This window comes from Psychroserpens luteolus (assembly GCF_021032705.1).
GTDB lineage: Bacteria > Bacteroidota > Bacteroidia > Flavobacteriales > Flavobacteriaceae > Psychroserpens > Psychroserpens luteolus.
The window spans coordinates 307,398-321,797 of the sequence record NZ_JAHVXI010000001.1 but is presented as its reverse complement, the minus strand read 5'-3'; the positions used below and the strand labels follow the sequence as shown (position 1 = coordinate 321,797).

At 34.7% G+C, this 14,400-nt stretch carries 12 protein-coding genes; 7 read left to right on the top strand and 5 right to left on the bottom strand.

Annotated features, from left to right (window positions below):
- Positions 1–14 precede the first annotated feature (14 nt).
- Genes KWG70_RS01335 through KWG70_RS01310 form a run of 6 tightly spaced genes read left to right on the top strand, consistent with a single transcriptional unit; the run spans position 15 to position 6,765 of the window.
- Positions 15–929 (top strand): dihydrodipicolinate synthase family protein, encoded by a 915-nt coding sequence (locus tag KWG70_RS01335; protein WP_230934188.1) that lies wholly within the window; start codon positions 15–17, stop codon positions 927–929.
- Between the two features lies 1 nt (position 930).
- Positions 931–1,197 (top strand): DUF1272 domain-containing protein, encoded by a 267-nt coding sequence (locus KWG70_RS01330; protein WP_230934187.1) that lies wholly within the window; start codon positions 931–933, stop codon positions 1,195–1,197.
- Complete coding sequence (locus KWG70_RS01325; protein WP_230934186.1) at positions 1,194–2,777, top strand: aldehyde dehydrogenase (NADP(+)); 1,584 nt, start codon at positions 1,194–1,196, stop codon at positions 2,775–2,777. The genes KWG70_RS01330 and KWG70_RS01325 overlap by 4 nt, the downstream gene beginning before the upstream one ends.
- Complete coding sequence (locus tag KWG70_RS01320; RefSeq protein WP_230934185.1) at positions 2,774–4,504, top strand: DUF885 domain-containing protein; 1,731 nt, start codon at positions 2,774–2,776, stop codon at positions 4,502–4,504. Before KWG70_RS01325 ends, KWG70_RS01320 begins: the two co-directional genes overlap by 4 nt.
- Positions 4,497–5,507: a 4-hydroxyproline epimerase gene (locus KWG70_RS01315; protein ID WP_230934184.1), complete on the top strand. Its 1,011-nt coding sequence runs from the start codon at positions 4,497–4,499 to the stop codon at positions 5,505–5,507. The genes KWG70_RS01320 and KWG70_RS01315 overlap by 8 nt, the downstream gene beginning before the upstream one ends.
- A gap of 10 nt (positions 5,508–5,517) precedes the next feature.
- Positions 5,518–6,765, top strand: coding sequence for an NAD(P)/FAD-dependent oxidoreductase (locus tag KWG70_RS01310; protein WP_230934183.1), 1,248 nt, complete (start codon positions 5,518–5,520; stop codon positions 6,763–6,765).
- Here the strand turns inward: KWG70_RS01310 and KWG70_RS01305 are convergent, their stop codons facing one another.
- Positions 6,766–8,085 carry a S28 family serine protease gene (locus tag KWG70_RS01305; RefSeq protein WP_230934182.1) on the bottom strand — a complete coding sequence of 440 codons (1,320 nt, stop codon included), beginning with the start codon at positions 8,083–8,085 and terminating at the stop codon, positions 6,766–6,768.
- Between the two features lie 280 nt (positions 8,086–8,365).
- Here KWG70_RS01305 and KWG70_RS01300 point away from each other — a divergent pair, with 280 nt between their 5' ends.
- Entirely contained in the window at positions 8,366–8,644 is a 279-nt protein-coding gene (locus KWG70_RS01300) for an STAS domain-containing protein (RefSeq protein ID WP_230934181.1), read from the top strand.
- Here the strand turns inward: KWG70_RS01300 and KWG70_RS01295 are convergent, their stop codons facing one another.
- From KWG70_RS01295 to KWG70_RS01280, 4 genes are all read right to left on the bottom strand, one after another.
- A complete protein-coding gene (locus tag KWG70_RS01295; RefSeq protein ID WP_230934180.1) occupies positions 8,645–9,109 on the bottom strand; it encodes a YybH family protein in 465 nt (154 codons plus the stop codon).
- Between the two features lie 33 nt (positions 9,110–9,142).
- The gene (locus KWG70_RS01290; protein WP_230934179.1) at positions 9,143–10,243 is read right to left on the bottom strand and encodes a DUF4407 domain-containing protein; all 1,101 of its coding nucleotides are present in this window, start codon (positions 10,241–10,243) and stop codon (positions 9,143–9,145) included.
- Positions 10,244–10,376: 133 nt separating this feature from the next.
- Positions 10,377–11,162, bottom strand: coding sequence for a hypothetical protein (locus KWG70_RS01285; protein WP_230934178.1), 786 nt, complete (start codon positions 11,160–11,162; stop codon positions 10,377–10,379).
- A gap of 217 nt (positions 11,163–11,379) precedes the next feature.
- Positions 11,380–14,400, bottom strand: a complete 3,021-nt coding sequence (locus KWG70_RS01280; protein ID WP_230934177.1) for a M56 family metallopeptidase — start codon at positions 14,398–14,400, stop codon at positions 11,380–11,382.

Genomic DNA, 14,400 nt, shown 5'->3' with positions numbered 1-14,400 from the left:
AAACAAGTTAATTTATGAGCATACAATGGAAAGGCGTCATGCCAGCAGTAACGACCAAGTTTACAGATTCTGATACCTTAGATTTACCGATGTTCCAACATAATATTGAAGCTCAGCTAGAGGCTGGTGTTCATGGGATTGTTTTAGGAGGAACATTAGGAGAAGCAAGTACACTGAGTGATGAAGAAAAAAGGATTTTAACAAGAACTACCGTAGATATTGTTGATGGTAAGGTTCCAGTTCTTATCAATATTGCAGAGCAAACAACCAAAAATGCAATTCATGCCGCTCAAAAGGCTGAAGATGATGGCGCTAAGGGTTTAATGATGCTGCCGCCAATGCGTTACAAATCTGGAGATAGAGAAACAGTTGAGTATTTTAAGGCGGTTGCAAATAATACATCATTACCAATTATGGTGTATAATAATCCCGTAGATTATAAAATTGAAGTGACACTAGATATGTTTGATGAATTATTGAAATGCAATAACATCGAAGCTGTTAAAGAGTCTACTAGAGATATTTCTAATGTCACTAGAATTAAAAGCCGATTTGGTGACCGACTAAAAATTATGACAGGCGTTGATACATTAGCTTTGGAGAGTCTGCTTATGGGAGCAGATGGTTGGATCGCTGGTTTGGTATGTGCTTTTCCTGCCGAAACTGTCGCTATTTACGAACTTCAAAACGCAGGCCGAATTCAAGAAGCGTTGGAGATTTATCGCTGGTTTTTACCATTGTTAGAGTTAGATATAAACCCTAAATTAGTACAAAATATAAAGCTCGCCGAAGTAGCTACTGGGATTGGAACCGAAAATGTTAGAGCACCTCGTTTGCCACTTTATGGAGATGAACGTCAACATGTTTTAAACGTTATTGAAGACGGTTTGAAGCGTAGACCAACACTGCCAAATTATAAGAATTTATAAGATGCTGGAGATTAGACCAACCTGTGAACATTGTAATAAAGCATTACCTTTTAATGCAGAGGATGCTATGATTTGTACATTCGAATGTACATTTTGTAGAGATTGTGTTGACAATGTTTTAGAACAGATCTGCCCAAATTGTGATGGCGGATTTGAAAAACGACCGATTCGCCCAGAATCATTATTAGAAAAATACCCAGTGTCTACAAAAGTGATTCATAAACCCGTTGATGTAGTATTGCATTTAAAACGAATTAAAGAAAGATGATAACAGGAAAAAATTACATAGGAACTGCCTTGTCTGCAAAAGGAGATGTAACGTATAAAACATTTAACCCAAAATTAAATATTGAAAACCAAAATACGTTTACTGAAGCAACTCCTGCCGAAATTGAAATGGCATGTATACTAGCAGAACGTGCATTTCATAGATTTAAGAACTATTCAGGAAAGGATAAAGCTGAATTTTTAAATGCTATCGCAGATGAAATTTTAGCGCTTGATGACGTGTTAATACAAACATATTGTTCTGAAACTGGCCTGCCAGAAGGTCGTGCCAAAGGGGAACGCGGACGAACAGTCGGGCAATTAAGAGCCTTTGCCGAATTAGTTGCCGAAGGATCTTGGGTTGAAGCGTCTATTGATACAGCTCAACCAGAACGACAACCGATGCCAAAATCTGATATTCGTAAAATGATGGTGCCTCTTGGTCCTGTTGTAGTCTTTGGAGCCAGTAATTTTCCGTTGGCGTATTCTACTGCTGGTGGTGATACAGCTGCAGCATTAGCTGCTGGTTGTCCTGTAATTGTCAAATCACATCCTATGCACGCTGGAACTGGTGAATTAGTGGCTTCAGCAATTATAAAAGCTGCAGAAAAAACTGGAATGCCAAATGGTGTGTTTTCTAATTTAAATAGTAGTGGTATTGAAGTTGGCGCACAATTAGTAAAGCGTCAAGAAATAAAAGCTGTCGGTTTTACAGGAAGTATAAAAGGTGGACGAGCTTTGTATGATTTGGCTGCACAGCGAGAAGAACCTATTCCCGTATTTGCCGAAATGGGAAGTATAAATCCGGTTGTGATATTACCAGAAGCTTTAAAGAATAGAGGTGAAGCCTTAGCAAAGACTTATGCTAGTTCGATTACCTTAGGTACAGGGCAGTTTTGTACAAACCCTGGTTTGATCTTAGGAATTAAAGGTGATATGCTATCAAATTTTATAACGAAACTTTCAGAAGAAATTATAAAGATTGAGCCTACTTGTATGCTGCATCCCAATATTATTGGAGCTTATGAATCAAATAAAGAAAAAGCTTTAGCGCAACCAGAATTGACACTTAGTGTTGATTATGCTTCTGAAGTACAAGCCAATTATGCAAGACAAGCAATTACAACCGTTAAGGGATCTACTTTTATTGAAAATCCTACCTTACATCAAGAAGTGTTTGGACCATTTTCAATGGTGGTTCAATGTGAAAGTACGACGCAGTTAGAACAAGTGATTTCAAACTTAGAAGGGCAACTCACAGGAACAGTTATTGCAGATAATAATGAAGCATCTAACTATACTGAGGTCATTTCAGCATTGCAAAATAGGGTTGGCCGAATTATTTATAATGGTGTTCCAACTGGTGTTGAGGTTTGTCCATCTATGGTTCATGGTGGTCCATATCCTTCGTCAACAGATAGTCGATTTACGGCTGTAGGTATTCACTCCATAAAACGATGGGTAAGACCATTTAGTTATCAAGATTGGCCAAATGATTTACTGCCAAATGAACTTAAGAATGAGAATCCATTATGTATTTCAAGGCTAGTCAATAACCAGCAAACGACCATGAAACTATGAGATTTTTAAAAAGCATTTGTGTACTAGCACTACTATTGATTTTTGGATGTGAAAAAGAAGAGTCTAATACAGCATCAAAAGAATTAAACCAAATAATTAATAGTTATCAAGACTACGAAGGATATGACGATAAAGCATATCCTTTGGGTCTTTTTACAAAGGCATATTTTGAGTCTGAAGCAAGATTTGCAAAAACCAAATTGCAAGAATTATCCCATATCAAATTAGACGACTTAAATGAAACCGAGCAAATTTCGGCTGAGTTACTAAGATTTATCCTTGAAGATCGAATTAACTATTTTGAGTTCGAACAATACTTAAATCCGTTACTTTCCGATACTGGATTTCATTCAAACCTCACTTATAATGTGAGGTATTTAAATAATTATGAGCAAGTTATAGACTACCTAAATAAATTAAAAGCCATACCAGAGTTTGTTAGTCAAAACCTAGTTAACCTTCGTGAAGGTTTAGAAAAAGGAGTGTCTCAACCCTTGGTTATTTTTAAAGGCTACGAGTCTACTTATAATGACCATATTGTCGACAATTATCAAGACAGTTATTACTACTCGCCTTTTAAAAATTTACCACCAGATTTAACTCAAAGTCAAAAGGATTCGGTTTTGAACGTAGCAAAAGATGTTATCCAAACAAAAGTGACTCCTGAATTTAAACGAATTAAAGCATTTTTTGAGGCAGAATACTTTCCAAATACAAGAACAACTATAGGTGTTTCTGAAACACCAAATGGAAAAGCTTATTACCAAGATCGCATCAATTTTTATACAACAAGTACACAATATACAGCAGATGATATTCATCAAATTGGTTTAAAAGAAGTGGCACGTATAAAAGCTGAAATGGAACAGATCATTTCAGAGCTAAACTTCGAGGGAAGCTTTGAAGATTTTTTTCAGTTTTTAAGAACAGATGATCAGTTTTATGCAAAAACGCCTAATGAACTCTTAACGATTGCCAGAGATATGGCAAAGCGAGCAGATGAACAGTTGCCGAGATTTTTTAAAACATTGCCTAGAAAACCCTATGGCGTAGCTCCAGTTCCTGATGCCATTGCACCCAAATACACTAGTGGTCGTTACGTTGGAACTTCAAAAGAGAGTAGTGAACCTGGATATTATTGGGTAAATACTTATGATTTGCCTAGTAGAACATTATATACCTTACCAGCACTTACGGTTCATGAAGCGGTTCCTGGACATCATTTGCAAGGCAGTTTAAATAACGAATTAGGCGATAGCATTCCACAGTTTAGAAAAGACCTGTACCTCTCTGCGTATGGTGAAGGTTGGGGATTGTATTCTGAGTATTTAGCCGATGAAATGGGAATGTACACGACACCTTATGAGCAGTTTGGACAATTAACTTACGAAATGTGGCGTGCTTGCCGACTAGTTGTAGATACTGGAATTCATATGAAAGGATGGACGAGAGATCAGGTCGTTGAGTACATGTCGTCAAATACAGCTTTGTCGCTTCATGAGATTAATACAGAGACCGATCGCTATATCTCATGGCCAGGACAAGCATTGTCGTACAAAATAGGAGAACTTAAAATAAGAGAGTTGAGACAAAAAGCCGAATCACAATTAGGCGCTAAGTTTGATATTAGAGAGTTTCATGAAGTGATATTAGAACAGGGTACTGTAACGCTTTCAATACTTGAAAATCGAGTGAATCATTATATTGAAAAACATAAAAATGAGTAAATCCAAATTTATATGTATTGATGCACATACCTGCGGAAACCCTGTTAGAGTAATCAAAGAAGGTGGCCCGAAGCTGGAGGGAAACTCTATGAGTGAAAAGCGTCAGCACTTTTTAAAAGACTATGATTGGATTAGAAAAGGACTGATGTTTGAACCTAGAGGTCATGACATGATGAGTGGAAGTATTCTATATCCTCCTCATGATCCAGAAAATGATTTCGCTATCTTATTTATTGAAACATCTGGTTGCTTGCCTATGTGTGGTCATGGTACTATTGGAACTATTACAATTGCTATTGAAGAAGGATTGATTCATCCAAAAACACCTGGAAAGATTAAAATGGAAGCACCAGCAGGTTTAGTAGATATTGAATACCAACAAACTGGAAATAAAGTAGATTGGGTTAAACTCACGAATGTAAAAAGTTACTTAGCTGCTCAAGATTTAACCATTGATTGCCCAGAATTAGGAGTCATTACATTTGATGTCTCTTATGGTGGGAATTTTTATGCTATTGTCGATCCACAGCAAAATTTTTCTGGAGTACAGGATTTTACGGCCAGCCAAATTATTCAATATTCGCAAGTAGTAAGAGACCGAATAAATGATAAATACTCCAATCTATTTGTGCACCCAGAAAATGAAACGATTCGAGATGTAACCCATATGCTGTGGACAGGAAAACCAATACATGCGTCTTCATCGGGAAGGAATGCTGTGTTTTATGGTGATAAAGCTATTGATAGAAGTCCATGTGGCACAGGAACATCGGCTCGATTAGCTCAATTGTATGCAAAAGGTCATTTAAAAATAGGGGAAGCGTTTATTCATGAAAGTTATATAGGGTCTACTTTTATTGGACGTGTTGAAGAAGAAACACTCTTGGATGGAACATTAGCAATTATCCCAAGTATTCAAGGCTGGGCAAAAGTGTTTGGATATAATACCATAACTATTGACCCAGAAGATGACCCATATGCTTATGGGTTTCAAGTGATTTAATTTTTAACAAATGAGTAAAGACATTATCGTTATAGGAGGCGGAATTATAGGTTTGTGTTCTGCGTATTATCTTCAAAAGGAAGGTCATCAAGTTACTATTGTTGATCAATCCAACTTAGATGCTGGTGCCTCTTATGTTAATGCTGGTTATTTGTCTCCAAGTCATATAGTTCCTCTATCTGCGCCAGGCGTGATGAAGAAGGGGTTCAAATGGATGTTTAATTCGTCAAGTCCGCTATACATTAAACCTAGATTAGAGCAAGATTTTATAAAATGGACTTGGGCTTTTAATAAATCATGTAGTGCCAATCATGTATCTAAAGCAATTCCAGCTATTAAGGCGATGACCTTATTGAGTCAAGACTTATACGATGATATCAAGCGCGATGAGCAGTTCTCATTTCATTATGAAAAGAAAGGGCTGTTAATGCTTTGTAAGACTGAAGCGATGCTTGAAGAAGAGATTGAAACGGCTCATATTGCCAAACAAGAAGGTTTAGACGCGAAAACTATTAGTTTGGAAGAGTTACAAGTTTTAGAGCCTAATGTAGCGATGGATGTGAAAGGTGCAACCTATTATAAGTGTGATTCACATACTACACCACATGAATTTATGGAGGAGATGAAAACACATTTGAAGAATTCGGGTGTTCAGTTTTATAAGAACGAAAAGGTACAAGATTTAAATATTTCCAACGAAAAAATAAACTCTATTATAACAGACAAACAAGTTTTAAAAGCCGATGAGTTTATATTAGCAGCAGGTTCATGGTCGTATTTATTGAGCAAAAAACTAGGATTGAAATTATTGCTTCAAGCAGGGAAAGGGTATCGTATTAACACCAATCGAAAGACAAATATTTCGGTTCCAGCCATTTTGGCCGAAGCAAAGGTTGCTGTAACACCTATGAATGGTTTTACGCGTTTTGCTGGTACAATGGAAATAGCTGGAATAAATCATACAATCAATAAAGCTAGGGTAGAGGCTATTGCAAATGCAGCAACCCGTTATTACCCAGAAATTACATTAAATCCTGAAGAGAAACAAAAAGCTGCTTCAGGATTGAGACCAGTATCTCCAGATGGATTGCCTTATATTGGGAAGTCTTCAAAATGTGAGAATTTGACAATTGCCACAGGTCATGCTATGATGGGTTGGAGTATGGCAACCGCAACAGGTAAGTTAGTTTCAGAGATTATTGCCGATAAACAAACAGTAATACCTGTGACATTATTTAGTCCAGATCGGCGTTTTTAATTAGTTCTGTACCCACTCATCTATTATATCATAAATAGACTGTTGTGTGTTTTGAGAAAAACTTCTTATACGTGTTCTATGATCTCCTTTAGGCTTAACAAACTTGTAAAGATCTCTATTTTTTGCCGAGTCACTTAATTCAACAGCTGTGGCACTCCATGCATCGTATTCACCATAAATAAAAAGTATCTTTTCGGCAGAATTATCTAAATAGGATTTAATGTCTTGCATGGGTTTTAAATCGTATGCCTTTGAGATCCCATCTGGAAAAGCCCAATCAAATTTGTAGATCTCTTCTGTATTTAAATAGTTTTTAAAAGGCGCAGTTTCATAGCCATAAATGCCTTGTTGTGTTAAAGCTGCCCAGAAATAGGGTTGTAAATCTTCAACAGCTTTCTGTTCAAAAAAGCCATAGCCTACAACATCGATGAGGTGCTTATATATCTGCGCTACAGAAACATCTGAAGTTGGAATACTGTTTAACGGAATTCCCCATTGCCAAAATGCAAACGAATATTCAAGAATTGTATAATCGATAGCTTTTTCAACCCCAAACTCCCAATTCATATTCTTTTGTCGCGCTTCATCTTTCATGAGCTGAAGAAGTGCTGTCCTGTTTTCAAAACATAGATTTTGAAACGCTTTAACTCTATCTCTATCTTCTTTAGTTGCAACTGTTTTTAGAAATTCATATACTCGAGGATCCTCGCGTTTATAGTTGAGCGGTCCAACATAGCAAACACTCGCATCAACGTTATTTGGAAAAAATCGACGATGGGCCATCGTGGTTTGACAACCTTTTGAAATACCAGTTGAAATAAATTTAGCATTAGGATACATGGCATTTCTTATAGTCGTAATAATATTGGCTTGATCTTTTGCGGCATTTTCAATGGTTAGAGTATTCCAATCTATCGTGACAGGACGCGAATTATTAAAATATCGATGTTCAATAGTAAGTTGGTTTGCCTTATAGTGTGCGGCCAGTTCTCCAGCTCTTTCCGAGCCAATTCCATAACCTCTTAATTCTACAATAACTGGCAGATTAGCATTTTCAAATCCAAGAAAAACACGTTGCTTAAATGTACCTTTTGATGGATTGTTATGATCTATTGGTTGTTCAAACCAGATTTCATAGTTTTCATCAAAGTGACTTGTAGGTTGCTTTTTTTCAATACTAACAATATTTGAAATAGAGGCTAATTTTTCAAAATTGGACACCTCTTTTATCGGAGTAGTAGCTGTTACGTTTTGTGTTGTTTTACAACTAAAAAAGGATACTATAAAAAGGACAGTGTAGATAAAATGAGATGACTTCATAACTAATTATTTTCTTTGATAAAAGTAGCAATATCTATTAAAATGACATAGAATTAGTGCCTCTAAGGAGGAAAAACACTACAAAATCTTAAAAAAATATTTTTGTAATCTATTTAAAATGTGTTGTTTATCGAGTAAAAAAGTCCGTTTATAATCCAAAACCAACCAATTATACATTTAATCGAATATATAGTAATACGCGCATTTTATTTTAGATATTTATAACATAATAATATTGATTGATAGCAAATAAGTAAAGACAACCTTAAATCGTATTATTATGAACTTAGAAATTACAAACGCAAATAACTTCTTTAAAGTTAAAGGCTCCTTGGATAGACACAATGTTCATGTGTTTAAAAAACAGTTTAGAAATGTTTTTGAAAGAGCCAACACAATCACTGTAAGTATTGAAAATCTAACAAGTATTGATCGTTATGGTGTAAGCGCTATAGCTCAATTGCATAATGAAGCCTTGGTTAAAAATAAACGCTTATCAATTATAGGATTAGGTCATAGCAATCTATATAATCATTTTAAGTCTGAAGAAGCAGCTTAATTAGCAAGACATATCAGCAACGATTTTCCATTGTCCATCAATCTTTTTAAAGATAATCATAAACACACCATTAGCATCACCAACTGGACGTGTTAAATGGTATTCTCCCATGACCCAATAATTACCGTTTTCTATTTTAGAAATATCATTAATGACAAATCGTAAAGTGCCACTCTCGGCAGGCGTTGGGTAGCCTTTTTTGTAGTTTGCAAGTGTATTATCCCAGCCTTGTGTAAGTCCGTTACTACCATAAAATTTTAATGAATTATTGTTCCAGTAGCCTTGCATAAAGCCTTCAAGGTCATGATTATTCCAAGCGATTTCTTGAGCAGACATTACTTCTTTAATAGCGGCTTTAGCCTCTTCAGTATTGTCTTCGGAAATTTCTACAACATCGATTTGTTTTGTTTCAGTTTGACAAGACATAAGAGCCACTATACAAAAACAGTATATAAATTTTTTCATAAGTATATATTTAAAATCTAAATATACTTAAAATTATAAGGCATTCTTTTGATGTTTAAAAAAAGCATCTGCTTGTAATTGCATTAATTCTCGAGCTTTTTTACGCTTGTAAGTGTATAATTCATCTTCTTCAGCTATATCAGTATAGATTCTATTATTAAGTGTCTGGTCGGTCTTTAATAAGATTTGACGTTCACTAACTTTTTGCTGTACCCAAGTTTTAACTGCAGTTTCGGCATCTTCCAATTTGAAATCGTATTCTCCTTTTGGAGATAATAATTTGGCGAATATAGGCGATGTTTCAATAGCCAGAAATAACAGAAGAATAAAGAACGAAGGCAGCCATGGTAGCTCACCCAGAGCATTAACGCGTGCCATTAGACCATCAAACCCGTCAATAATGGGTTGAGAAGAACTCACTTGTGAATCATAATCAGATTTAAGCTGAGCGATTTGAGTTTCTGTAGCTGTGATTTTGGCTTTGTTATCTGCTTTCAACTGTTGTAACTCGGCAAGGGCTGCATCATGCTTTTCTCGTTTTTCTTTATAAACAGGACCTTTCCCTAAAAGCTGTGTTCCTGCTGTGCCTTCAGCTTCAGAAATATAAATATCATAAAGTGCATTAACTTCAGCTTCTTTTGTTGCTATTTGAGACTGCAGTGTGGTGATATTATTTTCTAAGGCTTCTACATTAGGTGTATACTGCTCGGCAATTTGAGTTTGATTGGCTAAGGTTAATTCATTTTTCTGCTCTAGAAGGACTTGATTGATTTCCTTTTCAAAGATTTTAAGCTCTAAAGGTTTAGAAATAACAACAGCAATAATAACTGCTAGAATTATTCTTGGAGAGGCTTGAATAATCTCATCAATAATATTATTTCTCTTTTTTATAGTTGAAACGATAAAACGGTCAAGATTGAAAATCAATAATCCCCAAACAAATCCAAAACCTATGGCTGCATATAGATTGTCAAAAACAGTATATAGAGCATAGCTACAGGCGATAAAAGCCATAATAGCAGTAAAGAAAACAGTAGCTCCTATCCCTGCATATTTGTTTTGCTCACCTATCGCACAATTTTCGAGAATATCTGTATCTGCACCAGAACAGATGATAAAGAATTTTTTTAGCATGATGATTGTTTTTTGATTGATTGCTTATTAGAACGCTAAAAGTATCACTTTGTTACATTATTTAACAGAAAAAGATCTTTCAGGTAATATAAATTCTGAAAGATCTCAAACTTTTATTTTTAAATGTAACCTTTTAGTTTGAAGCGCAATAAACTCTATTAGGATATTCACCACTAACAAACATATTGGTGTTTTCTTTAATAACAAATTCTGAAAGGCCTACGTGTGTTGGATTATCTGGACTCCAATCATAGGTGTATCCTAATTGCGTCCAAGGATATCCATATTGGTTGAAAAGCGTGTCTTTACAATCGTTGTATTGTGTTGCTCTGGTATTGTTAAACCATTTTCGATAATCTGGAGTTACGTTATTGGGTAAGTTGAGTCCGCATGTATTATCATTGACTTCATTATCTGGTCCAGGTCTAAACATATCTGATGGTTTTACCCATAATTCAAGAAAAAAGGTCTCTGGAGTAAATGGTTGTAAACCGAGTAATTGTCTGAGACGCATATTAGGATCTTTATGATTTTTATAAAAACTTCTGCAGCTATCTTTGATAATTGGAGCTGCTGTAACCCAAATAACTCGATTTCCATTATTAAACTTTCCTTTTTTAGGATACCATGCAGGATTTAGTTTCCACGACACCATTTTAATATAGCGTTCGCCGTTAATTGTTGTATCAATAAGGTTTTTGTTTGTTTTAAGATTAATCAAATTATGACTTATCTCACTAGGTTCAGGATTTTGAGCATCTAACATTGCCAAGCTAAAAAGTGAATCTAATTCCTTTATAGGTATTGAAGTAATGGGTACTATACCTGATGTTTTAACATCTTTAGTTGTTGAATCAGAAGATTTAGTTGTCGTTTGCTTATTAATGCTTTGTTGGGAATCTTCTGCCTTTTTGCACATAGTGAGGTTTAATGTTAGACACAAAAAGAATAACAAAGACAGACAAATGTTTACTTTAGGATTGTAAGATGATTTCATGATTAACGTATTTTCAAATACTATTGAATTGAAAACTAATCATATATCTACGAATTTTTTAGACTCCATTTACCCAAAACTAAAATCACGTAAAATTACGGGTATAAAAAAGCCTCAACTAGTGAGGCTTAACTTATTATTATTTGATGGTAACTACTATGGGTTTTAGCTTTATGCCATTACTACTTTTGATGTCAAAAAACTGCACAGCACTTCCTTCGTCCATTGCTTCTACATATGATTTTGATTTATCGTTCAAAACGTTACCAGAAATTGACTCTGTTCTTTTTCCTGGCACTTTAAACTTAAAGCTCTTCACTTTTAGTTTTTTCATTGTTAATTTTAAATCTTTAAACTCCTTTTTTGATAAAGTTAACTGACCATTTACTGGTGTTTTTCCATTAATCATTACTAAGAGTTGATCATTTCCTTTAATACCAAAAAGAGGTCCTTTTTCAGTAATGAAAACCGAAGGTTGTTTAGAGTCGACATTTTTAGCGTCAATTTTTAGAAGACCACCTTTTCTTTTAACTAATGAAATCGCCTTATTTGAAGTAATCTCTTTGTCTTTATAAAAGAACTTAGCATTCTTTTTTGACATAGCAATCACAAATACTAAAGGAGATTCCATGTTAAGGGTTTTAGGCGAGATCTTTACAACATTGGATTCTAAGGAAGTCGATACATCAGCATCTTTATGTTTTTTTACATAGGCTAAAGCGTCTTTATATGTCATCTCTTTGTTTTCTAGATAAAAGCGCGCACCATGTCGATTCATCACTTTGATATGATCTTCAATAGTTGCTGGTGTGGGTTTTTGAAGACCTGCTTTGTTGTTTATAATGGGTTTTTTAGAAAGCAGTATTGTTGGAGTATTAGTCTCATCCTTAATGGTTTGTATATGAATAGAAGTGTCTTTTTTTAAGATTTGTATCGCCTTGTCTGATGTTATTTTTTTTCCGTTGAAATAGAAAATAGCATCTTGTTTTGCCATATCTATGATGTGATCTAATGGAGATTTTGGTGGTGGAGGCGGCGGAATATTAAGTTCTCCTTTTAAACTGGGATTGTTATCCTTGAATTCTGCGACTAGAATATCATTAGTGTACACTTTAGTTACATATTGATTAGGGATAACCTCTGAAGCATTTACTTGCGCTTTACTTATGACTTTACCGTTTTTAGATATTTCAAAACCTTGTCTGTTGTAATATTTAGTAAGCCCATTAATGGAGACGTAGTAATTAGTATGACCATTAATTTTTATAAACCCGGTTTTAATGTCGGCTTTTTGTTTTCTCCAATAGTTGTCCGCAGCGTTCTGCATTTTTTTGCGTTGTTCGGGAGTAGCATTTTCAGGAATAGGAGGTGGTGGTGGAACATCTGCATAGTCGTCTACGCTTGGTCCATTTCCTGTTTTTTTCTTTACATGAGGTGGCGGTGGTGGTGGTGGAGGTAATTTTGGAAAAGGTTCGGCATTTGCTCTTTGTGCTTTAGTCATGAGTTTATAAATGCGTTCTAACCTTTTATAATCCTTAACTTTTATAATTCGATTTTTTATACTCTTATCGTTTAGAAATTTTGCCATTTTATTGTACTCTGCTATTTGCTCTGATGTCGCACCTTGTTGCGATTGTCTTTTGGCAGGCGGAGGCGGAGGCGGTAAAATATTATGCTTTTTTATGTCTTCTTTTGAAAAAGAATCATATAACCTTAGACAACGATCTTTTAAAATCAATAAATCGGAGTTATCAAGCCTGTCACCTTTCAAGAAGACTTCAATGGCCTTAGCATATTTTTCAGTAAGTGCATGGTATTTTTTAATCTTAGATTCTTGGTAAGTATTCTTAAAGTCTTCTTTTGTGTATAGACTAAATTGATGTTGCTGAGGGAATTTTTCGCTTCGTGCATTTTTATGTACAAAACTACCTGTATAGTGAGCAATATCATCTACATTATAAGAATTTAGCTTATCATTGGACACATGAACTCCATCAATCCAAATGGCAAATTCTTTCTCGTTTTTCCAAGATTCAAATTGTGCTTTGTTAGGCACTTTAGCCTTAGTTTTTGAAAGATCAACATCTGGAACTTTAGGATATGGCTCTACAGAGGCTTTTTGTTTATCAGACATTAAATTGTAAATGGATACAATTCTTTCGTATTTAGAATAGTCTATTACATGAGTTGTATTGAATTTGATAATGAATTCATTGTATTCTTTCATTAATGCATCTGAAACACCTTCGGAAGAAGTTTCTAAAATAGTATTTTCAACAGGTGAGCTGTCATCTCTTACAATTTGTTCTCTATTTGTGAAACTGTATAATAAAACGGCTAATAGTGGCAAAAGAAATAAACTTCTTAGCCAGATTGATGTTTTTGATGTTTTTGTTTTCATAACTGTAAATCGTTTTTTGATGGATGAATAATTTATGGCATTTGCCAATTGTTGATCAGAAGCTTTTGATGAGAAAGCCAATATGATATTTTGATATGCCGAAGCTTGTATTCCATCATTTAAAACAGCACGATCTGCTAAAAACTCATGGTTGAGCTTAACGTCTTGTTTTAAAAGATAGATAAGTGGATTAAACCAAAACACTATTTGTAAAAACTCAATAATGAGTACATCTATACTGTGTTTTTGTTTGGCATGTGTTTGTTCATGTAGTAATACTTCTTTAGGGATTTCTTTGTGTTCAAACTTATATTTATTCAAAAAGATATAGCTAAAAAATGTATGTGGGATCATCAAGTTGGTAACAAGTACATTAATAAAACGTTCCGATTTAAACTTTGGATTGTTCTTGATTCTTGAGATGATCTTATATAAATTAAGGCTAAATTTCAGTAGAAAAATAATAACACCTAAACCATAAATACTCCATAAAACAATTGGTGTGAAATTCCTTGATGTATCTTCGACATATATTTCTGTAGCTTCAAAGGATGCAATTGGTTCAAATGTGTTAAAATTTGAAGCAATTGGCTCAATGTATTCTGTAAACGTTATTGATGGGATAATTAATGAAAGAGTTAAAGCAGCTAATAAGTAAAACCGTTTGAATGAATGGATACTTGACTTTTCTAAGACCAATTTATAGAATACCATAAAAATGGTAAGGCAAGCACTAAATTTTAATATATAAATGAGCAT

Bases quoted from the DNA above. Each gene is read 5' to 3' on its own strand.
- KWG70_RS01335 (WP_230934188.1), top strand. From the start codon at position 15: ATGAGCATACAATGGAAAGGCGTCATGCCAGCAGTAACGACCAAGTTT.
- KWG70_RS01330 (WP_230934187.1), top strand. From the start codon at position 931: ATGCTGGAGATTAGACCAACCTGTGAACATTGTAATAAAGCATTACCT.
- KWG70_RS01325 (WP_230934186.1), top strand. From the start codon at position 1,194: ATGATAACAGGAAAAAATTACATAGGAACTGCCTTGTCTGCAAAAGGA.
- KWG70_RS01320 (WP_230934185.1), top strand. From the start codon at position 2,774: ATGAGATTTTTAAAAAGCATTTGTGTACTAGCACTACTATTGATTTTT.
- KWG70_RS01315 (WP_230934184.1), top strand. From the start codon at position 4,497: ATGAGTAAATCCAAATTTATATGTATTGATGCACATACCTGCGGAAAC.
- KWG70_RS01310 (WP_230934183.1), top strand. From the start codon at position 5,518: ATGAGTAAAGACATTATCGTTATAGGAGGCGGAATTATAGGTTTGTGT.
- KWG70_RS01305 (WP_230934182.1), bottom strand. From the start codon at position 8,085: ATGAAGTCATCTCATTTTATCTACACTGTCCTTTTTATAGTATCCTTT.
- KWG70_RS01300 (WP_230934181.1), top strand. From the start codon at position 8,366: ATGAACTTAGAAATTACAAACGCAAATAACTTCTTTAAAGTTAAAGGC.
- KWG70_RS01295 (WP_230934180.1), bottom strand. From the start codon at position 9,109: ATGAAAAAATTTATATACTGTTTTTGTATAGTGGCTCTTATGTCTTGT.
- KWG70_RS01290 (WP_230934179.1), bottom strand. From the start codon at position 10,243: ATGCTAAAAAAATTCTTTATCATCTGTTCTGGTGCAGATACAGATATT.
- KWG70_RS01285 (WP_230934178.1), bottom strand. From the start codon at position 11,162: ATGTGCAAAAAGGCAGAAGATTCCCAACAAAGCATTAATAAGCAAACG.
- KWG70_RS01280 (WP_230934177.1), bottom strand. From the start codon at position 14,400: ATGCTCATTTATATATTAAAATTTAGTGCTTGCCTTACCATTTTTATG.